Here is a 23,364-nt window from a genome sequence, read left to right as displayed (position 1 = left end):
GAAATTCGCACAGTCCTGCGGCTTCAGCGGCAACCGATCATTGCTTATGTTGTGAACATCCCACTTTTCGATCCACCAAGGAGCCGCAATGAGTGAAACCGACAACAAGCCGAAGGTGAAGAAGTCCGTCGCCCTCTCGGGAACGCCCGCGGGCAACACCGCACTGTGCACCGTCGGTCAGAACGGCAACGATCTGCACTACCGCGGTTACGACATCAACGATCTCGCCGAAGGCGCGTCCTTCGAAGAGGTCGCCTACCTGCTGATCCACGGAAAGCTTCCGACGGCGGCGGAGCTGACGGCGTACAAGGCAAACCTGAAGGCCAAGCGCGGCCTGCCACTCGCCGTGCGCGATGCCCTGGAAGCCCTGCCCGCGGCCAGCCACCCGATGGACGTGATGCGCACCGGCGTGTCCGTGCTCGGCAGCGCACTGCCCGAGAAGGAAGACCGGGGCGACGCCGACGCCCGCGACATCGCCGACCGGCTGATCGCCAGCCTCGGCTCGATGCTCCTCTACTGGTACCACTGGTCGCACAACGGCCGCGCCATCGACGTGGAGACCGACGACGACTCGATCGGCGCCCACTTCCTGCACCTGCTGCACGGCACCGAGCCGAGCGCGGAGCAGGTACGCGCCATGAACATCTCCCTCAACCTGTATGCCGAGCACGAGTTCAACGCCTCGACCTTCACCGCGCGCGTCATCGCCGGCACCGGCTCGGACATGTATTCCGCGATCACCGGCGCGATCGGCGCCCTGCGCGGCCCGAAGCACGGCGGCGCGAACGAGGTCGCCCTGACCATCCAACAGCGCTACGCCAGCCCGGACGAGGCCGAAGCCGACATCCGCCGGCGCGTGGAGAACAAGGAAGTCGTCATCGGCTTCGGGCACCCCGTCTACACGATCTCCGACCCGCGCAACAAGATCATCAAGCAGGTCGCCAAGGAACTGACCGAGGGCACCGGCGACGAGAACCTCTTCGCCGTCGCCGAGCGCATCGAGTCGGTCATGGACGACGCCAAGAAGATGTTCCCGAACGCCGACTGGTTCAGTGCCGTCAGCTACAAGGCGATGGGCGTGCCGACCGACATGTTCACCCCGCTCTTCGTGATCGCCCGCACCACCGGCTGGGCGGCGCACGTGCTGGAGCAGCGCGCCGACAACAAGATCATCCGCCCGAGCGCCACCTACATCGGCCCGGAGAACCAGCAGTTCGTCCCCCTCGACGAGCGCTGAGTCGATCCTGGCTCGACTCCTCGCAACCCGGCCGCGGCTTCTGCTCGCAGGCTCGCAGCGCGCCGCAACCGGGCTGGTCGTCGTCTCGCGTCATACCAGCACTTCACTCCACCCACCCACACGAATGGCGAAACACCTTGTCCAGTAATGAAACTGACACCACCACGAAGTCCGCGACCGGCGGCCGTGCCTGGGACGACGTCCTCGTCGACATCGTCGACTACGTGCGCGACTACCGGATCGACTCCGAGCTGGCTCTGACCACCGCGCGCAACATCCTGATCGACGCGCTCGGCTGCGGCCTCGAAGCGCTCGAATACCCTGCAGCGACAAAGCTGCTCGGCCCGATCGTGCCCGGCACGGTCGTGCCGAACGGCGCCCGCGTCATCGGCACCAACTACGTGCTCGACCCGGTGCAGGCGGCGTTCGACAACGGTGCCCTGGTGCGCTGGCTCGACTTCAACGACACCTGGCTGGCCGCCGAGTGGGGTCACCCGAGCGACAACTCAGGCGCCATCCTCACCGTCGCCGACTGGATCTCCCGCGAGCGCGTGGCCCGTGGCGAGGAGCCGCTCACCATGCAGGCGGTCATCGAAGGCATCGTGAAAGCGCACGAGATCCAGGGCGTCATCGCACTCGAAAACTCTTTCAACGCAGTCGGTCTCGACCACGTCATCCTGGTGAAGGTCGCCAGCACCGCCGTCGTGTCGACCCTGCTCGGCCTCACCCGGGACCAGACCCTCGCGGCCGTCTCGCAGGCGTTCGTGGACGGGCAGTCGCTGCGCACCTACCGGCACGCACCCAACGCCGGCAGCCGCAAGAGCTGGGCCGCCGGGGACGCGTGCAGCCGCGCGGTCAAGCTCGCCCTGATCGCCCAGACCGGTGAGATGGGCTACCCGACGGTGCTCACCGCGCCGACGTGGGGCTTCTACGACGTCAGCTTCGGTGGCAAGCCGTTCACCTTCCAGCGGCCCTACGGTTCCTATGTCGCCGAGAACGTGCTCTTCAAGATCAGCTACCCGGCGGAGTTCCACAGCCAGACCGCGGTCGAGGCCGCGCACACGCTGCGCGACCGGATCGCCGCCGCGGGCAAGACGATCGACGACATCGAGGACGTCACCATCCGCACGCACGAGGCGTGCATCCGGATCATCGACAAGCAGGGCCCGCTGAACAATCCGGCGGACCGCGACCACTGCATCCAGTACATGGTGGCCGTGCCGCTGATCTTCGGCCGGCTGACTGCCGCCGACTACGAGGACGGTGTCGCCGCCGACCCGCGGATCGACTCGCTGCGCGCCAAGATCCACTGTGTCGAGGACCCGCAGTTCACCAAGGACTACCACGACCCGGAGAAGCGCAGCATCGCCAACGCGCTCACCGTGAAGTTCACCGACGGCACCGCGCTGGACGAGGAGGTCGTCGAATACCCGATCGGGCACCGGCGTCGCCGCGAGGAGGGCCTGCCGCTGCTGGAGGCGAAGTTCCGGCGCAACCTAGCCCGTCGCTTCGACGAGGGCCGGCAGCAGGAGATCGCCGACATCTCGCTGGACCACGACCGCCTCGTCGCGATGCCGGTCCACGAGTATGTCGACCTGTATGTGACCGCTGACAACGACTTCGGGCCGAAGGAGAAGTGATGCCGGCATCGACCAAGCAACAGCTTCGCGCGCTCGTCGACGAGCGCGCCGGAGTCGTCGTGCCGGGTTCGTTCAACCCGTTGTCCGCGAAGGTGATCCAGGACCTCGGCTTCCGGGCGTCATACATCACCGGCGCGGGCGTGACGAACATGTCACTTGGCCTGCCCGACCAAGGCTTCATGGGCCTGGCCGAGATCGCCGACCACACGGCACGCATTCGTGACGCGGTGGACCTGCCGCTGCTGGTCGACGCCGACACCGGTTTCGGCAACGCGCTGAACGTGCGGCACACGGTCCGGGTGCTGGAGCGTGCCGGCGCCGACTGCATCCAGTTCGAGGACCAGGTGAGCCCGAAACGGTGCGGGCACTTCGACGGCAAGGCGGTCATCGACACCCAGGAGGCGGTCAACAAGATCAAGGCCGCGGTCGATGCCCGGCAGGACGACAAGTTGCTGATCATGGCCCGCACCGACGCGGCAGCGGTGTACGGCTTCGAGGCAGCGGTGGAGCGCGCACGCGCGTTCGGCGAAGCGGGCGCCGACATCCTCTTCATCGAGGCGCTCACCGACCGTGAGCAGGTCATCCGCCTGCCAGGCCTGGTCGACCAGCCGCTGATCGCCAACCTCGTCATCGGCGGCAAGACGCCGATGGTGTCGGCGGCGGAACTCGCGGAGGTCGGCTACGGGATCGTGCTCTACGCCAACGCCGCCCTGCAGGGCGCGGTCTTCGGCATGCAGAACGCGCTCACCGCGTTGCGTGACCGCGGCCGGGTCACCGAGGAGGACAACCTGGTGATCGGCTTCGCTGAACGGCAGCGGCTCGTCGACAAGCCCGAATGGGATGCGCTGGACGCGCAGTATTCGTGACCGCTCATAGCCGCCCTGCGGCGGGCGACTGAACACGCCGCGAGGAAATCTGAGAGGACCCGCACACCGCCCGGTGTGCGGGTCCTGCTCCATGCAGGTCCTGCCTTCCCGGCAAGGACGCACGTGCAGCGGGTCAGTAGCCCTTGGAGTTGAGGTAACTCTGCAGGGCCACGACGGTGCGGCTGTTGAAGTAGCTCGCGCCATCCTGGGAGATCCCGAGGTAACGCTGCAGGGCGGCCGTGGTCTTCGGACCGATGATGCCGTCCTGGTAGACGCCGACCCTAGCCTGCAGGGCGACGACAGTGTTGGTGGTGAGGTAGTTCGCGCCGTTCTGCGGGACACCCAGCCACTGCTGAGTCGCGGCCGTGGTGAGCGGCCCGATGATGCCGTCGAGGACCAGCGCCCGACCGCTGCCCCGCGAGGGCGGCGTCGGTGTCGGGGAGGGCGACGGCGGTCCGGGGTTGACCTGCACAGCCAGCCCGTTGGCGCGCGTCAGTCCGGCCCGCACGGAGCAGACCGGCCACGCACCAGGCCCCTGCACGCGCAGCGTCGCCTGCGCGACGTAGATCTGCTGGTCACGCGTGGCGTACTGCGCGCTCGACGCGTAGTTGCCGCCGCCGAAGGCGAGCCAGGTCGACTTGGTGAACTGCAGGCCGCCGTAGAACCCGTTGCCGGTGTTGATCGACCAGTTGTTGCCGGACTCGCAGGTGGCAACCCGGTCCCAGACGTTCCATGGCGTGTCGGCTTTCGCATGCGCAGCGGTCGCGAGGCCGGCGCCGACCGTCGCAGCTGACGCCATGACCGCGCCGACGGCGCGGCGACCGGCCACGAAGGTCCGGTCTGATTTGTGGCGTGGTGTGTAAGGCAAGGTTTTGTCCTCTCCAGAAGAACCCGGTCGGGTCCGCGCTCCTAGCCCCGAAGCCCCACGCACGTTACGGGATTGACGCATGTGACACAAGGTGCGAGATAGGTTTCTGTGCAAAACTCAAGGCGACACGCCGAACACAAAGGTAAAATTACAACCGTGTAGTTTCCAGTTCTGCCGCGGATTCCGGCCCTCGAATGCCCGCCGGCAGCCCGGTTCTCAGCGGTGCCGTGCTCGTCTGCGGCGCAGCGCCTGCCGGTCCAGCGGAGCGGACATCGCATCGCCCAGCACCACCCCGGTGCTGATTGCCAGTGCTATCGCAGCGGCCCCCATGAGGGTGCTCAGCGCCTCGCCCTGGGTCGCCACCGACGTGCCGATGACGCTGCCAGACACGGCGTCATACATGCCACGGAAGATACGCAGGCCCGGCAGCAGCGGCGACACCGCCGGCACGACGAGGACCAGGGCCGGTGCTCCGAGCCGCAAGCCGATGAACCGGCCGGCCAGTCCGATGACGATCGCCGCAATGGCGATCGAGGTGGTGGCCCCGAAGTGGAACCCACCGATGCTGACCTTGCTCGGCAGGCCACCGGAAAGAAGCAACCCGATCGCGCCCAGCAGACCCGCAGGCAGTAGATGCTTCGGCAGCACCCGCGCAGACACGGCGCTGCAGATGGCGCCGAAGGCACCACACACCACCTGCAGCCAGAGTGCCGCCGGCTGGGAGGCGAAGTCGAGCGCCAGCTGAGCCGTCGCCGTCGTGTGCGCGCCGGTCAACGGTAATGCCGTCAGCTGCAGGTCGAGCGCCTTGTCCAGCCGCAGCGTCAGCGAGAGCCCGGCCGCGATGCCGACGATGATGCCCGACGTCGCGAGAAACACGGTGAGCAGCCGCCCGGCACCGGTGACCGGATAGCCGGTGACGGCGTCCTCCACCGCGGACGCCATCGCCCGGCCGGGCAGCAACACCACGATCCCCGCCGCGATCGCGTAACCGAACTCGGTCGGTGGCATGTAGATCCCGAGCCAGCCGTGTATGCCGATGAGATAGCCGAACCAGGCGAGCACCACCGAGATGGCACCACCCGCCGCCGAGGAGTAGAACGACGGAACTGCGTGCTTGCTCAGCCAGCGGCCGACCCGGTCGACCAGCAGGACCGACACGATGGAGACGACGATCGCCATCGTGTGACCGCCGAGGACCGCGCACACCGAGCCGGCCAGGCCGGCATACCCGAGCCCCACCATCCAGCGCGGATAGATCCGCGACTTGCGCTGGATCCGGCGCAGCTTCTTGGTTGCCGCCGCGACATCGTCGATGCCGCCGGAGACCAGATCCTCGACCAGCCGGTGGACGGCGGTGAGCCGGGCGAAGTCGCGGGTGTTGGAGCGCACCACCCGCAGCCAGGTGACCGGCACCCCGCTGGGGGTCGGCGCCTGCACGAGCAGGGACTGGTTGGTGATGTCGACCTCGAGCCGCCGCAGACCGGCCGCAGCGGCCACCGCGACGACCGCGGCCTCGACGTCGCGGGTGCTCGCGCCGCAGCGCAGCAGCAACTCACCGACCCGCACGGCAAGCTCCAGTGCCCCGCGGACCGACGCCTCCTGCCCCGGCGCCTCCATGGCGCGCGGGTCGCGGTATGGCGTGTTGCGCAGCGTGTCCGCGAGCGGCAACGGCTCGGTGACCGGCTCGCCTTGCAGAAACCGCATCCGCCCGGACAGCGGCAAGCCACCGGGGTCGGTGTCAGGCACTTCCTCCGTCATTCGTCCCAGCGTAGAGCTGTCGGCCAGGCTGCGATGTGCACCCGCTGAGGGTCAGCTGATCGCGGGTGAATCCGGCATGCTGCCAGCGGGATTCATCGCTCCCAACTGCAGCCGCAGACTTGAGTCGCCCGGGACCGGCCACCAGGACGCCGCGGTGCCCAGATGAGTCACCGCGAATACGACGCCGATCACCGCCACGAGGGCGCACACCCCGATGATGATCTGCGTCATCGGCTGGCCTCGGACCGCACCGCGGACGATGCTGCGCGCGCCGCGCCGCAGCGAGATGCCGCCGGGGCCCCACCACATGACCACCGCACCGACCAGCACGCCGAGCGCCATCGGCAACGGCCGGCCGATATAGACCGGACCACCCTTGATCATCGAGCGGGCCAGGGCCACCGCGATCGCGGTGCATGCACCGACGAACCCGGGAATCAGCACGGTCAGCAAGGTCGCGAGTGCCGCGACGACGCCGTGCCAGGGTGAACTCACCGCGGCGACGAGGTTGTCGCTGCGCCGGGGTCCGGCGGTGTAGCGCCGCAGCACTCGTGACGTGATCGCCTTGTCGCACCAGCGGGCGGCCAGCGCCCACAGCACGAGCAGGACCAGCGCGACACTGGGCAGCACCGCGGCAATGCCGGTGAGCGCCGCGAGCAGCGCGGCGAGCGTCCCGGTGCGGGCCGCCTGGCCAATGCGCGGGTCCGGCGGCGGGACGAACCGCCCGGGCGCGACCGACGGCACCGGACGGTCCGGGTCGCCGGCCCGGTTCACCGGTCGCTGGATGTCGTATCGCGCAGGCGCCACTCGCTGCGGGGGCGCGCCGAGGTTCTCGGTCGGATCCGGCTGCCTCGCCGGCCGCACGATGCGTTCGGTGCCCGGTTTCGGCGCGGCCAGTCGCTCGGTGGCCGGTTTCGGCGCGGCAAATCGCTCGGTCGACGGTTTGCGGGCATCGCGCGGCTGCGGTGCCGGCCGACGCTGCGCGATGACCGGGATCTGGCCGGTGTGCCCGCCGTGTGCGAAGACGTCCAGTGCGGACAGCACCTCGGCCGCGTCCGGCCGGCGCTGCGGGTCGGGGTCGAGCGCGGCCTCGAGCAGTGGGCGGATGCGGGCATCGACGCCGCTCAGGTCGTATTCGCCCCGGCATACCCGGTCGAGGACGACGGGCATCGGGCCGCGGCCGAAGGGCGCGTGGCCGCTCGCGGCATACGCCAGGGTCGCCGCCCAGCCCCACCAGTCGGTCGCCTGGGTGACCGACTCGCCCTCGACGATCTCCGGGGAGAGGTAACCGGGGGTGCCCATCACCAGGCCGGTTGATGTCAGTCGCGAGTCGTCCGCGACATGCGCGATGCCGAAGTCGATGAGCACCGGGTCGTCACCGACCATCAGCACGTTGCCGGGTTTCAGGTCGCGGTGCACGATGCCCGCTGCGTGGATGGCGCCCAGGGCCTCGGCCAGTCCCCGGCCGAGCCGGGCCAGCCGGGCCGCACCGAACGGCCCGTCGTCCTCGACCACCTCGTCGAGCGCCGCGCCGGGCACAAAGCTGGTGACCAGGTAGGGGCTCTCACCGTCGACGTCTGCGTCGAGGAACGACGCGACGTGCGGCGACTCGACCCGCACGAGGGTGCTCACCTCCCGGCGCAGCCGTTCCCGGGCACTCGCATCGTGGGCGATGTGCGCGCGGAGCACCTTCACCGCGACCGCGCGACCGTCGTCGTCGAGCGCCTTGTAGACCACGCCCATCCCGCCCTCGCCGATCTTGCGGATCAGCTCGTATTCCCCGATGCGGGCCTGATCGGCGCGGCGGTCGCGGTCGTCAGAGGCTTGGGCCGCCGGCAGCCGATGGGTGCCGCCCGCGCCGGACGAGTCCGGTTCCGCGCGACGGTCTGCAGTCATGGAGTCCACGGTATGCGACAACGCACGGGACACCGCGCAGGGCGCCCGGCCCGGCCACGACTGGGCAGCCGCACAGGCCCTGGACAGCCGCCGTCAGCCGCGGCGGCGCGGTCAGCTGGTGATGTACGACTCCAGGTGATCGCGCTCACGTTGCAGCTCGTCCAGCCGGAACTTCACGATGTCCCCGATGCTGACGATGCCGAGGAGCTCACCGTCCTGCACCACCGGCAGGTGCCGGAAGCGGTGCTCGGTCATCGACGCCGCGAGCGCGCTGATCTCGTCGTCCGGCGCGCAGGTGACGACGCCGGTCGTCATCAGGCTGGACACCGGCTGATCGAGCAGCCGGTCTGCCTTCTCGGGCAGCGCCCGGACCACGTCGCGCTCACTGATGATGCCGGCCACCGCACCGTCATCCACCACCAGCACCGCGCCGATGTTGTGCTCGGCGAGAGTCTGCACGAGCTGACGGACCGACGCGTCGGAGGTGACGGCGACGACGTCCGATCCCTTGCCGTTGAGCAACTCTTGGATTCGCATGTTCCACGGTAACGCTCACCGTGTGCTCGTGACCACGGCCGAGGAGCCGAACGCGCGGTGGATCAGCGGGCACGGCATAGGGTGGCGGTGGTCAGACAGTCCCGAGGAAGGATCCGGTCCGTGCCGCAAGAGACGTTCGACCTCGTCGTGGCAGCCAACCGGCTCCCCGTGGACCGCGTGCGTGAGGGTGGCCGGTCGGTATGGCGGCGCAGCCCCGGCGGGCTGGTCACGGCGATGGAGTCGGTCATGAACGACCGCGATGGGGCGTGGATCGGCTGGTCCGGTGTCGCGGGCAAGGCTCCGGCGCCGTTCGAGCAGGACGGGATGCACCTGCACCCGGTCGCGCTGAGCGCCGAGGAGGTTCGCGACTACTACGAGGGGTTCAGCAACGGCTCGCTCTGGCCGATCTACCACGACGTCATCGTGCCGGCGTCGTTCAAGCGACGCTGGCAGGCGGCATACGAGCAGGTCAACCGGAGGTTTGCCGAGGTGGCGGCCGGGCTCGCGGCACCGGGCGCGACGGTCTGGGTCCACGACTACCAGTTGCAGCGGATGCCGCAATTCCTGCGGGAGCTGCGGCCCGACGTACGGATCGGCTGGTTCAACCACATCCCGTTCCCGCCGGTCGAGCTGTTCATGCAGCTGCCCGCCCGCGACGCCCTGCTGCAGGGACTGCTGGGCGCCGACTTCCTCGGTTTCCAGCGTCGCGCGGACGCCCAGAACTTCCTGCGGGCCTGCCGGCAGCTGCTCGCGGACGAGCAGGTGAGCGTGCGCGGCGACGTCGTGCGTATGGCGAACGGGCACGAGACTCGCGCGGCCGCGGTGCCGATCTCGATCGACACGGCGGCCATGACGGAGCTGGCCGCGACCACTGCCGTGCAGGACCGTGCAGCCGAGATCCGTCGCCAGCTCGGCAATCCGACACATCTGCTGCTGGGAGTCGACCGGCTCGACTACACCAAAGGCATCCGGCACCGGCTGAAGGCGATCGAGGAGTTGCTGCGCGAAGGTCAGCTCGCCGCGACGGACACCAAGCTCATCCAGGTGGCGACGCCCAGCCGGGAACGGCTGGCGGCATACCAGCAGATCCGCGACGACGTGGAACTCACGGTCGGCCGGATCAACGGCGACCACGCACATATCGGCGCGCCGGCGGTGACCTACCTGCACCGGTCCTTCCCGCGGGAGGAGATGGCGGCACTCTTCGTGGCCGCGGACGTCATGGTGGTCACTCCCCTGCGCGACGGCATGAACCTCGTCGCCAAGGAGTACGTCGCGGCGCACGACGACGACGGGGCCCTGGTGCTGAGCGAATTCGCCGGCGCCGCAACCGAACTCAAGCAGGCCTACTTGTGCAACCCGCACGACATCGCGCGCACGAAACAGACCATCCTGCGCGCCATCGAGGCGACTGCTTTCGAACGGGCGCCACGCATGCGGGCGATGCGGCGGCAGGTGCAGCGGCACGACGTGCAGCACTGGGCGGCACGCTTCCTCGCCGATCTGGCGGCGGCGCCGGGGCAGCCGTGACGGTGCCCGCCGAGCTGCACGGGGCCCTCTCGCGCTTCGCCGCGCACGAGCGGGTGCTGGTCGCGACCGACTTCGACGGGGTGCTCGCGCCGCTGGTCCAGGACCCGTCGACGTCTCGCCCGGTCGACGGGTCCATGCAGCTGTTGCATGAAATCGCCGCAATGCCAGGTGTTTTCGCGGCCGTGGTCTCCGGGCGTCATCTCGACGCGCTGGGCGCGCTCACCGGGGTCGGCGCCGCAGATCCGATCGTGCTGGTCGGCTCGCACGGCGCGGAGGCCGACCGTGAGCTGCCGCTCGAGGCGAGTCTCGACGCCGAGGCACAAGGCCGGCTGGCGCGGGCTGAGACTGCGGTCGAGCAGATCGTCGCGACATACCCATCGACGCGCATCGAGCGCAAACCGGCCAACGTCGTGCTGCACACCCGCGGCGTGGCACCGGACATTGCCCGGGCGGCGACCGAGGCGGCGCTTGCCATCGACATACCCGGGGTGGACGTGATGCGCGGCAAGCAGATGGTGGAGTTCAGTGCGCTGCCGGTCACCAAGGGCGATGCCCTGCGGGCACTGGCGGCCGAATTCGGCTCTGCCGCAACGCTGTACTTCGGTGACGACGTCACCGACGAGCGCGCGTTCGCGGTCCTTGCCGGTGACGCCCAGCACGTCACCGTGAAGGTCGGGCCGGGTGACACTTCCGCGCGTTTCCGGGTCGACGACCCCGCCGACGTGGTGGCGGTCCTGCAGCGCGTGCACGACCTGCGCGAGGACGGATTTTCGAGACGGCCGCCCACTCGGTGACCGGGACGGTTACAGTGTGGTCGGCGTCACACGGCCAGTGCGGCGCCGCACCCATTCACAACGGATCGTCCGGCACGTTCCTGCCGGTGAAGGAGTTGCACCATGGCAACAGTCACCTATGACAACGCGACCCGCATCTACCCGGGCGCCGACGGCCCATCGGTCGACAAGCTCAACATCGACATCCAGGACGGCGAGTTCCTCGTCCTCGTCGGGCCGTCAGGTTCCGGAAAGTCCACCGCGCTGCGCATGCTGGCCGGCCTCGAAGAGGTCAACGAGGGCCGCATCCTGATTGGTGACCGCGACGTGACCAACCTGTCGCCCAAGGACCGCGACGTGGCAATGGTCTTCCAGAACTACGCGCTCTACCCGCACATGAGCGTCGCCGACAACATGGGCTTCGCGCTGAAGATCGCCGGTGTGTCGAAGACCGAGATCCGCAGCCGGGTCGAGGAGGCCGCCAAGATCCTCGACCTCACGCAATACCTCGACCGCAAGCCGAAGGCACTCTCCGGTGGTCAGCGTCAGCGTGTCGCCATGGGTCGCGCGATCGTTCGCTCGCCGCAGGTCTTCCTGATGGACGAGCCGCTGTCCAACCTCGACGCGAAGCTACGCGTGCAGACCCGCACCCAGATCGCCTCTCTGCAAAGGCGATTGGGCGTCACGACGGTCTACGTCACGCACGACCAGGTCGAGGCGATGACCATGGGTGACCGCGTCGCCGTGCTGAAGGACGGCATCCTGCAGCAGCTCGACACCCCGCGCCGTATGTACGACCACCCCAACAACGTCTTCGTCGCCGGCTTCATCGGATCGCCCGCGATGAACCTGCTGGAGGAGCCGATTCGCGACGGTGGCGTGCAGCTCGGCTCGATCGTGCACCCCGTCGAGCAGAGCAAGCTCGCCAAGGCGGAGAAGACCGCCATCGTCGGCATCCGCCCGGAGGACCTGGAGCCCACCACCGAGGGCGGCATCCCGGTCGAGGTCGACGTGGTCGAGGAACTCGGCGCCGACGCCTACATCTACGGCCGCACCACCGTCGGCAACCAGCCCGGTGACACGCAACTCGCCGGCTCCGACGACGAGAAGCAGATCGTCGCGCGTGTGGACGGGCGCAACGTTCCCGACAAAGGCCAGACGATCCACTTCAAGCCCAAGGGCCAGGGCGACCACCTGCACCTGTTCAACCCGGAGTCCGGCGAGCGCATCGAGTCCTGACGCCTGCACCGCGGTCATCTGATTGACCGGCACACATCTGCATCGAGCGGTACAGCAAATCGCCTGAATTGCTGTACCGCTCGATGCGTTGTTGTGCCGCTCGATCAGGGGGCCGGGGCAGAATGGTCCCGTGGCACTGGACATCACGACCGCCCGGCCCTGGCCGGCACTACTCGATCTACCCTGGCGACTTCCGCTGGAGGAGTGGCCGGAGGATCGACTGGCTGCGCTCCCGCGCGGCATCTCCCGACACGTCGTCCGCTTCGTGCGTCTCGAGGGTCGCGTGGTCGCGATCAAGGAGATCAAGGACGACATCGCCCGGCGCGAATACGCCATGCTGCGGATGCTGCGCCGGCTCGATCAGCCGGCAGTGGAGCCGATCGGTGTGGTCAGCGGTCGCCTCACCCGTGACGGGGAACCGCTCGACGCCTGCCTGCTGACCCGCCACTTGCAGTTCTCCCTCCCCTACCGCGCAATGCTCAGCCAGAGCCTGCGACCCGAGACGGCGACTCGGCTCATCGACGCGCTTGCCGTGCTGCTGGTGCGGTTGCACCTCGTCGGTTTCTGGTGGGGTGACGTATCGCTGTCCAACGCGCTGTTCAAGCGCAGTGCGGGTGAGTTCTCGGCATACCTTGTCGACGCCGAGACCGGTGAGTTGCAGGACCGGCTCTCCAACGGCCAGCGCGAGCACGACCTCGACATCGCTCGCGTCAATATCGCCGGGGAGCTGATGGACCTGCAGGCCGGCGGGTATGTCGATGAGGATCTCGACCCGATCGAGGTATCCGACCGGATCATCCAGCGCTACACCGTGCTGTGGACCGAGCTCACCGAGGTCGAGCGCTTCGACCTGGGCGAGCGGTGGCGCGTCGACGAACGCATCCGCCGTCTCAACGCGCTCGGCTTCGATGTCGGCGAACTCGACATCACCACCGACTTTGACGGTGCGACGATCCAGATCCAGCCGAAAATCGTTGATGCGGGCCATCATTCGCGTCGGTTGCTCCGACTGACCGGCCTGGACGTGGAGGACAACCAGGCGCGCCGGCTGCTCAACGACCTCGATTCCTACCGGGCTGCGCACGATCGGCAGAACGACGACGAGGAACAGGTCGCACACGACTGGCTGATGCAGGTCTACGAGCCCGTCACCCGCACGGCACCACCGGAGATGCGGCGCAAGATCGAGCCGGCCGAGCTCTTCCACGAGGTGCTCGAACACCGGTGGTACATGTCGGAGGCCGCCAAACGCGACTTTCCCATCGAAGAGGCGGCCCGCGACTACATCGCCAAGGTGCTGCCGAGCAAGCCGGACGACAGCGCGGTGGTCGGCGTCGACACCGCCGAGATGCCGGTCCGGGCGCGGACCTAGCCCCACCGGATATGGTTCTCCCCTGGTAGCGCCAGACCGGACGCGACAACCACAGCGCAAAGGGGACACCATGAGTCAGTACGACGGACCACCCAACCCGGGTGAGTACGGCAATCAGCCCGCTCCCGGCGGATATGGTCAGCAATCCCCGTCCGCACCCTACGGTCAGCCGCCTTCGTCCGGCCCCGGGTACGGGTACAGCGCCCCGCAGGCACCGGGCGGGTACCCCGGCGGGAAGTACTCCGCAGCGCTGATGGCGCCGCCGCCCGGGACGCACATCGATGCCGAGACCGGCGTGTTCATCCCGAACGGCACTGAGGTCGCATCGCGTGGACGCCGCGTCGGAGCGTTCTTCCTCTACATCCTGCTCCTCATCGTGACGCTCGTCATTGGTTACGTCGTGTGGGCGCTCGTCGAATTCGGCAACGGTCGCACCCCTGTGCAACGGGTGCTCGGAATGCGCTGCTACAAGGCAACCGAGCACCGCGTTTTCGGGTGGGGCGACACCTTCTTACGGCAGTTCGTCCTATGGGCGTGCGGCATTATCTGGCCGGTCCAGATTGCAAACTTCATCGTCTTCCTGGCTAACAGAAAGCGGCAGGGCCTGCACGACATGGCAAGCGGTGGTGTGGTGCTGCACGATCCCAACAAGGTGCTGGGCTGACCTCGCTCACTCAGTGGCGGGCGCGCCCAGCAGACATTCCATCTGCCGACTGCTTCGTCTCCCGTTAGCTGTTCGTCGCACGCAGGCGAGCGACCTCGTAGAGCGTGACCGACGCGGCGACGCTCGCGTTGAGGGATTCGACCGACGAACTCATCGGCACCGACACGATCTGGTCGCAGGTTTCGCGGACGAGGCGCGACAGGCCCTTGCCCTCCGAGCCGACCACGATCACGAGCGGTTCGGTGGCCAGCTCGAGGCCGGGCAGCTCGACGTCGCCGTCCATGTCGAGCCCGATGACGAAGAACCCGGCCTTGCGGAAGTCGGAGAGCGTGCGGGTGAGGTTGCCCGCCAGGGCGACCGGCACCCGAGCCGCGGCGCCGGCGCTGGTCTTCCAGGCCGCGGCCGTCATACCGGCAGAACGGCGTTCGGGGACGATGACACCGTGGCCGCCGAACGCGGCCACCGAGCGCAGGATCGCGCCGAGGTTGCGCGGGTCGGTGATGCCGTCGAGCGCAACGACCAGCTGGGTGCCCGGCGCTTCGGGGTTGACCAGATCGTCCGGGTGCACGTAGTCGTATGGCGGCACCTGCAACGCCAGGCCCTGATGCGGCGTGCCGTCGGCGAGCCGGTCCAGCTCCGGTCGCTGCGCTTCCATGATCGGGATCAGATTGTCGGCCGCGAGCTTCAGCGACTCCTTGACGCGATCGTCGGAGTCGATGCGGCCCGCGACATACAGCGCAGTGGCGGGTATGCCGACACGCAGCGCCTCCAGCACCGAGTTGCGGCCGACGATCAGCTCGCCGGACGACTTGGCGCTCTTCGTGGTGCGCCGCGGCGCGGACTTCTGCGTGGCATCGGTCTTGCGAGCAGCCTTGTATGCCTTGTGATTCGGGCGTTCGGCGGCCTTCGGCGTGGGGCCCTTGCCCTCCAGGGAGCGACGGCGCTGACCGCCACTGCCGACGAGCGGTCCCTTGCGCGAGTTGCCCTTGCGAACCGCTCCGCGGCGGCTTGAGTTCCCGGGCACGTCAGTCCTCCGTCGTTTCGCCGGTCGATTGGTCACCCTTGCGGTTCACCGTCCAGCGGGCACCGTCCGCGGAGTCCTCGACGCTGACACCGGCGGCGGTCAGCTGGTCACGGATCCGGTCGGCCGTGGCGAAGTCGCGCTCCTTGCGAGCCTTCGCGCGAGCCTCGATGAGCAGCTCGACCAAGGAGTCCAACGCCTCGGCAGTCGCGTCGTCGCCACTCGAATCCCATTGCGACGACAGCGGATTGACGCCCAGAACGTCCGTCATCGCCACGACCTGCGCACCGAGCTCGGCGGCCCGCTCGCCATCGCCGTCGTCGAGGGCGATATTGCCTTCGCGCACATGGTCGAAGACGACGGCGAGCGCGCCGGACACGTTGAGGTCGTCGTCCATCGCCTCCGCGAATGCCGCTGGTATGACGCCGGACTCGTCCCCGCCGTCCGGCAGCGCGCGCTCCAGGAAACCCTCGATCCGGTCGACTGCCGCAGCAGCCTCGGTGAGTGAACCGGGCTGGTATTCGATGGTCGAGCGGTAGTGCACCGCGCTGAGGTAGTAGCGCAGCACGAGCGGGCGCACGGTCTTGGTCAGCTCTTGCACGACGAGGCTGTTGCCGAGCGACTTGCTCATCTTCTCGCCGCCGATGGTGACCCAGCTGTTGTGCATCCAGTAGCGGGCGAAACCCAGTCCGGCGCCACGGGATTGGGCTTGTTCGTTCTCGTGGTGCGGGAAGCGCAGGTCGATGCCGCCGCCGTGGATGTCGAAGCTGTCGCCGAGCCAGCGCCGGGCCATGGCGGAGCACTCGAGGTGCCAGCCCGGACGTCCGTCGCCCCAGGGAGTCGGCCAGGAAGCACTTGCCGGTTCGCCGGGTTTGCTGCCCTTCCAGAGTGCGAAGTCACGCGGGTCACGCTTACCGCGCGGATCGGCGTCGGCGGCCGACTCCATGTCGTCGATGTTCTGGCGGGTGAGTTCGCCATACTCCGGCCAGGAGCGCACGTCGAAGTAGACGTCGCCCGACCCGTCCTCGGCGGAGTAGGCGTGCCCCTTCTCGATGAGGAGCCGGATGAGTTCGACCATGTCGGTCACGTGGCCGGTCGCGCGGGGCTCGTAGCTGGGCCGTAGCACCCCCAGCAGATCGAGCGCGTCATTGGTCTCGCGCTCGAACGTGTAGGACCACTCGTTCCAGGGCACTCCGGCGTCGGCGGCCTTCGTCAGGATCTTGTCGTCGATGTCGGTGACGTTGCGCACGAGCGTCACGTCATACCCGTGCCCGGTGCTCAGCCAGCGCCGCAGGATGTCGAACGCGACGGCGAAGCGCACGTGCCCGATGTGTGGCGCTCCCTGGGTGGTGAGGCCGCAGATGTAGATGCCGACATGTCCCTCGCGCAGCGGCTCGAACGGCCGTTGCGTCCCGGTGGCGGAGTCGAAGATCTGCAGAGTCACGCGCCCGAGTTTATCCGCCACGAACCCGTGCCCCGGACCATCGCGCGTCTCAGTGGCCGCGGTCGATCCACTCCTGCAGGTGCGGTGCCTCGGCGCCGATCGTCGTGTCGTCGCCGTGCCCGGTGTGTATGACGGTCTCGGCGGGCAGCGTGAGCAACCGTTCGCGGATGGATTCGATGATCGTGCCGAAGTCGCTGAACGAGCGCCCGGTCGCGCCTGGCCCACCCTGGAAGAGGGTGTCGCCGCTGAAGAGCACGTCCGCGTCCTCCAGCAGGAAGCAACACGCACCCGGCGAATGCCCTGGCGTATGAAGGACTTTCAGCTGGCTGCCGCCGACCGGGATCCGCTGTCCGTCGGTGAGCGCGCCGTCCGGCGGGTCGCTGATCACCCGGTCCCAGAGCATCCGGTCGCCGTCGTGGATCAGCACCTTCGCGTCCGGGTACAACGAGGACAGGTCGGCGACCGCGTCGATGTGGTCGTCGTGGCCGTGCGTGCACAGGATGTGCGTGAGCCTTCGGCTGCCGACGGCTTCGTTGATGGCGGCAGCGTCGTGCGCCGCGTCGATGACGACACACTCGGCGTCGTCCCCGACGACCCAGACATTGTTGTCGACGTCCCAGGTGCCGCCGTCCAGGCTGAACGTGCCCGACGTCACCACCTTGTCGATGTGTATGGCGCTCACAACCTGCTCCTTCTCGGCGTGCCGCCACGCCTGCCCACTGTTTGCTGATCCACGAATCACCCGGTCTCGACCACCAGCGCCGTCGCGATGGCTGCGACGCCCTCCCCACGCCCGGTGAAACCAAGCGCGTCGCTCGTGGTGCCGGCCACCGAGACGGGCACTCCCCCCAGCGCTTCGGACAACACCGCCTGCGCCTCGTCACGGCGCTTGCCGATCTTCGGATGGTTCGCGATAACTTGCACGGCGACGTTGCCGATCTGGAAACCGTGTGCGGCCAGTATGTTTCGAGCTTCCGCAAGCAAGCGCACACCGGGTGCTCCGGCGATCTCCGGGCGGTCGACGCCGAAGTGCGTGCCGAGATCCCCCAGCCCAGCCGCGGAGAACAGCGCGTCACACATGGCGTGCGCGGCAACATCACCGTCGCTGTGCCCCTCGATGCCGCGCTCACCCGGCCACTCGAGACCGGCGAGCCACAGCGTGCGATCGTCGTCGGCATACGCGTGCACATCCACGCCGATCCCGGTGCGCGGCAACGTCATGGGTGACTCCTCGTCCAGTCGATCACGGCATCGGCAAGCTCTTCGGGCGTGGCAGTGGCACTGTCGAGCCGTAGGTCCGGCGACCACGCCTGGTATTCGCGGTCGAGCACGTCCCGCCACGACGGCACCGTCAGGCCCGGTATGTCGGAACTCCTGCCAGCAACACGTGACTCGTGCAGCTGCGGATCGGAACACACCAGCTCCACCTCGACGACACGCGCGCCGCGCTCGACCGCGGCCTCCCGCCACGCCGACCGCGTCTCGGGCATCGGGTTCACGGTGTCCGCAACCACGGACAGTCCGAGCGCCAATTGGTCGCCAGCCAGGCTAAACGCCACGGCATACCCCTCGGGGCCGGTGATCCGCTCCGCCAGTCCACTGTGCATCAGCGTCGCCTCGATGGTGTCGACACGGATGTGTGCCAGCGGAATTCGCCTGGCCAGTGCACGCGCGAGCGTGGTCTTGCCCACGCCGGGCAGGCCGCCGAGGATGACGAGGGTCGGATCGGCCTCACTGACACCACGGGTGCCGGCGAGGAGGCGTTCTGCGGCGCCGATGTCGGCCGGGAGCGTGATCTTCATGGCGAGCGGGTCGCCGTCGATCACCCGCACCGTGCCACCCGCCCGCTCGATCAGCACCGCATCATCGGTCGCCGCCCCGCCCCGTGCGTGCGCAGCCTCCAACGCCGGCCGCCGGAAACCCTGCGGTGTTTGCACAGCTCGCAGGGCGGCCCGGTCCGGTGTGCCGACCACGCGACCATCACCATCGACCTGTTTGATCGTGTCGCTGACCGGCAGGCCGGGCACGACGCCGTCAGCGCCGGCCGCCACGGCTGCAGCGACAACCCGGAACAGTGCCGGCGGTGCAAGCGCCCGAGCAGCGTCGTGCACCAACACGACGCCGACCTCCGCGGGTAACGCAGCCAGCCCAGCTGCCACGGAGTCGGTGCGTTCGGCTCCGCCGGCCACGACGTGTATGCCGGGCAGCAGCCGCTGGAATTCGGCCAGGTGGGTGGCCGGCGCGACGACCACGACCGAATCTGCGCCTGACCGGCTGACACGTTCGACGGCGTGCTCGACCAGGGTGCGACCACCGACGCGGACGAGTGCCTTCGGCATACCGGCCCCGAGGCGCACACCCAGACCGGCGGCAACGACGACAACGCCCACGGCGGAACAGCCGTGGGCGTTGTCAGCGGAGATGTGCTTCAGGAGGCGAGCACCTCGTCCAGCGTGGCCTCCGCCTTGTCTTCATTGGTGTGCTCGGCCAAGGCCAGCTCGGACACCAGGATCTGGCGCGCCTTGGCCAGCATGCGCTTCTCGCCGGCGGAAAGACCGCGGTCCTGGTCACGACGCCACAGGTCGCGGACGACTTCGGCGACCTTGATGACGTCACCGGACGCGAGCTTCTCGAGGTTGGCCTTGTAACGACGCGACCAGTTGGTCGGCTCCTCGGTGTGGTCGGCGCGAAGCACCTCGAACACGCGGTTGAGGCCTTCCTTGCTGACGACGTCACGCACACCGACCAGATCGCAGTTCTCGGCCGGGACCTCAATCTTCAGATCGCCCTGGGCGACCTTGAGAACGAGATATTGCTTGTCCTCTCCCTTGATCTTGCGGAGCTTGATCTCTTCGATGAGGGCCGCTCCGTGGTGCGGGTAAACGACCGTCTCGCCGACCTTGAAAACCATGTGTTGTTTTCCCCTTTCGCAACACTCAGGATATCACGAGGTTGCGCAGGTCACATAAACGTTTCCGCAGGTCAGGGCCCTACACAGACCCCCGGGGACACCTTGACAACGCGTGCCGAGCGTGCTTCGCGCGCGCGATCGAAAAATCGTCACGACCCGACTCGTCTGCCGAGACGTCTCGGCAGACTCACTACTGTTCGGCACGCCCGCTCGAAAGCCACGGCCGGGGACCGCTAGGCTGCGCGTGTGACGCGACGACTGTCTTCCCATCTGAATGCGGTGTCCCGGCCGGCCATCGGCGCGCTGGCCCTGGCCGCGACCGCGACGACGCTCAGCGGGTGCATGTACCTCTCGCCCGCGCAGACGACGAAGAGTTACGAGGCGGCCGACGGCACCGACCAGACGATCGGGGACGTGCAACTGCAGAACCTGCTCATCGTCACCAGCGCGAAAGGTCAGCCGGGTGCGCTGCAAGGCCTCGCCGTCAACAACGGGCAGTCACCCGTCACGCTGACGGTCAAGGCCGGCCAGAGCACCGCGAGCCTCACGATTCCCGCCGCCACCGCGGTCCGCCTCGACGGTAAGCCGTCGGGTGACAGCACGGACACGGTCTCGCCGGTGTCGATCGCGTCGGTGGCCGTGGTGCCGGGCAGCTACCAGAGCGTCAGCTTCACCACCTCCAGCGCCGGCACGACGGCAGTGCAGGTGCCGGTCATGATCGATCAGTACCCCTACGGCACGGCCACCGAGTCGCACCCCACCTACACCACCCCCGCGAACACCCAGACTCACGAGCCTCCGGCCTGATCCCCGGCGCCTCGCCTCGCCATACCGCACCCGAGTGATGGCTGGATCAGCGAGCGACGGCGAGATTGCACCGTCGCTCGGCGAAGAAGCCGTCACTCGCGTAAAGGGACCACGCGGCGTCAGGGGGTTTCGAACTTGTAGCCCAGGCCGCGCACGGTGACGATGTAGCGCGGGTCGCCCGGGTCGGGCTCGATCTTGGCGCGCAACCGCTTGATGTGCACATCGAGCGTCTTGGTGTCGCCGACGTAGTCGCTGCCCCAGATGCGGTCGATCAGCTGCGACCGCGTCAGCACCCGTCCGGTATTGCGCAGCAGGAACTCCAGCAGTTCGAACTCCTTGAGCGGCAACGAGGTCGGCTTTCCCGACACGACCACCGTGTGTCGTTCGACATCCATCCGCACCGGCCCGCCGTCCAGCGTCGACGGAAGCAGTTCGTCGGTCTCCTGACCACGCCGCAGCACCGCCTTCACCCGCGCGAGCAGCTCGCGCGCGGAATAGGGCTTGGTGACATAGTCGTCCGCGCCGATCTCGAGCCCGACGACCTTGTCGACCTCGCTGTCCTTGGCGGTGAGCATGATCACCGGGACGCTCGACTTCTGACGCAGCACACGACATACGTCGACGCCGGACATGCCCGGCAGCATCAGGTCCAGCAGCACCAGATCCGCTCCGCTCCGATCGAACTCGAGCAGCGCGTCCGGGCCGGTCTCGGCGAGCGCGACGTCATACCCCTCCTTGCCGAGCATGTAGGTGAGCGGGTCCGAGATCGAGATTTCGTCCTCGACGACGAGGATGCGGGTCATGAAGTGACCTTCCGTGTTGTGACAGGTATGGCGGGGGTGTCGGGGACTGCGGCCGTCGCCGCAGGCAGACGCATGGTGAACGTCGAGCCCTGGCCCTCCTCGGACCACACGGCGACCTCGCCGCCGTGGTTGGCGCAGACGTGCTTGACGATCGCCAGACCGAGCCCGGTGCCGCCGGTATGCCGGGAGCGAGCAGGGTCCACCCGGTAGAAGCGCTCGAAGATCCGGTCCAGCTCCGCGGCCGGTATGCCGGAACCCTGGTCCTTGACGACCACGGACACGACGTCCGGGTCGGCATGAACCGTCACGCTGACCTGGGTGTCGTTCTCGGAGTAGTTGACTGCGTTCTCGACCAGGTTGCGGATCGCCGTCGTGATGAGGTTCTCGTCGCCATACACCATGGCATCGCCGGAATAGCTGGTGCCGATGCGAATCCGCTTGTCCTCGGCGACAATCCGCACATGGTCGACTGCCTCACGGGCGCAGGTCACGACGTCGACCAGCGCCGGCTCGGCCAGCGTGTCCGCGACCTGCAGCCGGGACAGCTGGACGATCTCCTGCACCAGCCGCGCCAGCCGGGTGGACTCCGCCTGCATGCGGCCGGCGAAACGGTGCACGGCCGCGCTGTCGTCGCGGGCCTCGTCGACCGCCTCCGCGAGCAGTGACAGACCGGCGACCGGCGTTTTCAGCTCGTGCGAGACGTTGACCACGAAGTCACGGCGGATCTCCTCGACCCGTTGCGCCGCCGTGCGGTCCTGGACCAGCAGCAACACGTGCCGGGCGCTCAGCGGCGCGACGCGCACCCCGAGCACCAGATGGCTGCCGCCCGTCCGGCCGCGGGCGACCTGCAGCTCGGTCTCGCGGATCTGTCCCTCACGCCGCACCTCACGCGCCAATTCCAGCAGCGCAGCGTTGGCCACTTCGGAGGACCGCACGAGCCCGAGCGCTCCGGCGGTCGGGCTGGACCACACGACCCGGTCGGAGGCATCGACCACGATCGCGATCGACTGCAGCACCGTGAGCACGTCGATGACAGCGGGAGTCAGCGGGGAATCCGGCTGAGCCGGGGCCTGCACAGTCTTCGCGGGGCGACGGCTGATCGTCATACCGACGGCGACGCCGACGACCAGGGCCGCCACGGCGGCGACGACTGCGACCATCACGGCGCCCAATGTACGCACCCCCGAAACCTGTCTTTCACCTCAGCTGGGCCGTATGCCGAGAGTCCGACGAGCGTTAACGTAAGAGTTTCCTCGTGTTCACCGAACACGGCGACCCTTCACCTGTACCGACCGATCCATGACCAGCAAGGGACCCACATGCGCGACGCCTTCCACGACGACCTCGACAAGGTGTCGGACGACCTCGTGGAGATGACCACGATGGTCGGTGACGCGATGCGCCGAGCGACCGCCTCCCTGCTGGAGGCAGACCTGGCGACCGCAGAGAGCGTGATCGCCGCCGACGACGACATCGACGCGCTGCGGCGCGAGGTGGACGACCGGGCCGTCGACCTGCTGGCCCGCCAGCAGCCTGTGGCGACCGACCTGCGGATGGTCGTCACCGCGATGCACATGGCCAGCGACATCGAGCGCATGGGCGACCTGGCGCGACACGTCGCCAAGGCCGCCCGCCGGCGCTACCCCGACGGCGCGGTCCCCCAAGCGCTGCACGGCACCATCCGGGAGATGGCCGACGTCGCGGATCGCCTCGTCGCCGCCACCGGCAAGGCGATCGCGGACAAGGACGTGCACGGCGCCGTCGAGATCAGCCGGCTCGACGACCAGATGGACGAGTTGCACCGCAAGATCTTCGGCGAATTCCTCGGCCAGAGCTGGGAGCACGGCACCGAGGCTGCGGTCGACACCACCCTGATCAGCCGCTATTACGAGCGCTTCGGCGACCATGCCGTCGCCGTCGCCGACCGCATCGTCTACCTGGTCACCGGTCGCTACGGCACCGAGGACGAGGGCCTGCGCGGGCGCTGAGGGCGCGGGG

Annotated in this window: 22 protein-coding genes; 10 read left to right on the top strand and 12 right to left on the bottom strand. The window is 68.3% G+C overall.

Annotated features, from left to right (window positions below; translation table 11 throughout):
* Positions 1–88 precede the first annotated feature (88 nt).
* The 3 genes from prpC to EFY87_RS05955 all read left to right on the top strand — a co-directional run bounded on the left by prpC (position 89) and on the right by EFY87_RS05955 (position 3,743).
* On the top strand, positions 89–1,237 hold the full coding sequence (gene prpC, locus EFY87_RS05965) for a bifunctional 2-methylcitrate synthase/citrate synthase (protein ID WP_123270559.1): 1,149 nt from the start codon (positions 89–91) through the stop codon (positions 1,235–1,237).
* 137 nt (positions 1,238–1,374) lie between these two features.
* Entirely contained in the window at positions 1,375–2,877 is a 1,503-nt protein-coding gene (locus EFY87_RS05960) for a bifunctional 2-methylcitrate dehydratase/aconitate hydratase (RefSeq protein WP_123270558.1), read from the top strand.
* Positions 2,877–3,743, top strand: coding sequence for an isocitrate lyase/PEP mutase family protein (locus EFY87_RS05955; RefSeq protein WP_123270557.1), 867 nt, complete (start codon positions 2,877–2,879; stop codon positions 3,741–3,743). The genes EFY87_RS05960 and EFY87_RS05955 overlap by 1 nt, the downstream gene beginning before the upstream one ends.
* Before the next feature lie 133 nt (positions 3,744–3,876).
* On the opposite strand, the gene EFY87_RS21105 is transcribed toward EFY87_RS05955, so the two are convergent.
* The 4 genes from EFY87_RS21105 to EFY87_RS05935 form a co-directional block, all read right to left on the bottom strand.
* Positions 3,877–4,572 carry a transglycosylase family protein gene (locus EFY87_RS21105; RefSeq protein WP_281276170.1) on the bottom strand — a complete coding sequence of 232 codons (696 nt, stop codon included), beginning with the start codon at positions 4,570–4,572 and terminating at the stop codon, positions 3,877–3,879.
* A gap of 255 nt (positions 4,573–4,827) precedes the next feature.
* On the bottom strand, positions 4,828–6,369 hold the full coding sequence (locus EFY87_RS05945) for a threonine/serine exporter family protein (protein WP_123270556.1): 1,542 nt from the start codon (positions 6,367–6,369) through the stop codon (positions 4,828–4,830).
* Between the two features lie 51 nt (positions 6,370–6,420).
* Positions 6,421–8,265, bottom strand: coding sequence for a serine/threonine-protein kinase (locus EFY87_RS05940; protein ID WP_123270555.1), 1,845 nt, complete (start codon positions 8,263–8,265; stop codon positions 6,421–6,423).
* 111 nt (positions 8,266–8,376) lie between these two features.
* Complete coding sequence (locus EFY87_RS05935; RefSeq protein ID WP_123270554.1) at positions 8,377–8,802, bottom strand: CBS domain-containing protein; 426 nt, start codon at positions 8,800–8,802, stop codon at positions 8,377–8,379.
* 120 nt (positions 8,803–8,922) lie between these two features.
* Between EFY87_RS05935 and EFY87_RS20260 the strand changes: the two genes are divergently transcribed.
* From EFY87_RS20260 to EFY87_RS05915, 5 genes are all read left to right on the top strand, one after another.
* Positions 8,923–10,332 carry an alpha,alpha-trehalose-phosphate synthase (UDP-forming) gene (locus EFY87_RS20260; protein WP_158607525.1) on the top strand — a complete coding sequence of 470 codons (1,410 nt, stop codon included), beginning with the start codon at positions 8,923–8,925 and terminating at the stop codon, positions 10,330–10,332.
* Between the two features lie 2 nt (positions 10,333–10,334).
* Complete coding sequence (gene otsB / locus EFY87_RS20255; RefSeq protein ID WP_158607524.1) at positions 10,335–11,126, top strand: trehalose-phosphatase; 792 nt, start codon at positions 10,335–10,337, stop codon at positions 11,124–11,126.
* Between the two features lie 102 nt (positions 11,127–11,228).
* Positions 11,229–12,344 carry an ABC transporter ATP-binding protein gene (locus EFY87_RS05925; RefSeq protein ID WP_123270553.1) on the top strand — a complete coding sequence of 372 codons (1,116 nt, stop codon included), beginning with the start codon at positions 11,229–11,231 and terminating at the stop codon, positions 12,342–12,344.
* Between the two features lie 130 nt (positions 12,345–12,474).
* Entirely contained in the window at positions 12,475–13,716 is a 1,242-nt protein-coding gene (locus tag EFY87_RS05920) for a DUF4032 domain-containing protein (protein ID WP_123270552.1), read from the top strand.
* Positions 13,717–13,969: 253 nt separating this feature from the next.
* Positions 13,970–14,380, top strand: coding sequence for an RDD family protein (locus EFY87_RS05915; RefSeq protein ID WP_123270551.1), 411 nt, complete (start codon positions 13,970–13,972; stop codon positions 14,378–14,380).
* A gap of 64 nt (positions 14,381–14,444) precedes the next feature.
* Here EFY87_RS05915 and rlmB read toward each other — a convergent pair whose 3' ends face one another.
* The 6 genes from rlmB to EFY87_RS05885 are packed head-to-tail and all read right to left on the bottom strand — an operon-like array spanning position 14,445 to position 19,756.
* The gene (gene rlmB / locus EFY87_RS05910; protein ID WP_123270550.1) at positions 14,445–15,404 is read right to left on the bottom strand and encodes a 23S rRNA (guanosine(2251)-2'-O)-methyltransferase RlmB; all 960 of its coding nucleotides are present in this window, start codon (positions 15,402–15,404) and stop codon (positions 14,445–14,447) included.
* Position 15,405: 1 nt separating this feature from the next.
* Entirely contained in the window at positions 15,406–16,845 is a 1,440-nt protein-coding gene (gene cysS / locus EFY87_RS05905) for a cysteine--tRNA ligase (protein WP_123270549.1), read from the bottom strand.
* 49 nt (positions 16,846–16,894) lie between these two features.
* Positions 16,895–17,527: an MBL fold metallo-hydrolase gene (locus EFY87_RS05900; RefSeq protein WP_123270719.1), complete on the bottom strand. Its 633-nt coding sequence runs from the start codon at positions 17,525–17,527 to the stop codon at positions 16,895–16,897.
* Between the two features lie 56 nt (positions 17,528–17,583).
* Entirely contained in the window at positions 17,584–18,066 is a 483-nt protein-coding gene (gene ispF, locus EFY87_RS05895) for a 2-C-methyl-D-erythritol 2,4-cyclodiphosphate synthase (protein ID WP_123270548.1), read from the bottom strand.
* Complete coding sequence (ispD, locus tag EFY87_RS20250) at positions 18,063–19,235, bottom strand: 2-C-methyl-D-erythritol 4-phosphate cytidylyltransferase (protein WP_158607523.1); 1,173 nt, start codon at positions 19,233–19,235, stop codon at positions 18,063–18,065. The genes ispF and ispD overlap by 4 nt, the downstream gene beginning before the upstream one ends.
* A gap of 38 nt (positions 19,236–19,273) precedes the next feature.
* The gene (locus tag EFY87_RS05885) at positions 19,274–19,756 is read right to left on the bottom strand and encodes a CarD family transcriptional regulator (protein ID WP_123270547.1); all 483 of its coding nucleotides are present in this window, start codon (positions 19,754–19,756) and stop codon (positions 19,274–19,276) included.
* Between the two features lie 246 nt (positions 19,757–20,002).
* Between EFY87_RS05885 and EFY87_RS05880 the strand changes: the two genes are divergently transcribed.
* Positions 20,003–20,563, top strand: coding sequence for a hypothetical protein (locus tag EFY87_RS05880; RefSeq protein ID WP_148043265.1), 561 nt, complete (start codon positions 20,003–20,005; stop codon positions 20,561–20,563).
* A gap of 119 nt (positions 20,564–20,682) precedes the next feature.
* Here the strand turns inward: EFY87_RS05880 and EFY87_RS05875 are convergent, their stop codons facing one another.
* Together EFY87_RS05875 and EFY87_RS05870 are read right to left on the bottom strand one after the other, a co-directional pair.
* Positions 20,683–21,366: a response regulator transcription factor gene (locus tag EFY87_RS05875; protein ID WP_123270545.1), complete on the bottom strand. Its 684-nt coding sequence runs from the start codon at positions 21,364–21,366 to the stop codon at positions 20,683–20,685.
* Positions 21,363–22,526 carry a sensor histidine kinase gene (locus EFY87_RS05870; protein WP_123270718.1) on the bottom strand — a complete coding sequence of 388 codons (1,164 nt, stop codon included), beginning with the start codon at positions 22,524–22,526 and terminating at the stop codon, positions 21,363–21,365. The genes EFY87_RS05875 and EFY87_RS05870 overlap by 4 nt, the downstream gene beginning before the upstream one ends.
* Before the next feature lie 159 nt (positions 22,527–22,685).
* Here EFY87_RS05870 and phoU point away from each other — a divergent pair, with 159 nt between their 5' ends.
* Positions 22,686–23,354 (top strand): phosphate signaling complex protein PhoU, encoded by a 669-nt coding sequence (gene phoU / locus EFY87_RS05865; RefSeq protein ID WP_123270544.1) that lies wholly within the window; start codon positions 22,686–22,688, stop codon positions 23,352–23,354.
* Positions 23,355–23,364 lie beyond the last annotated feature (10 nt).

The organism is Flexivirga caeni, from assembly GCF_003724155.1.
In the GTDB taxonomy this organism is placed as follows: Bacteria; Actinomycetota; Actinomycetes; order Actinomycetales; family Dermatophilaceae; genus Flexivirga; species Flexivirga caeni.
Note: the sequence above shows the minus strand (reverse complement) of the source record. Positions and strands in the feature narration are given on the sequence as shown.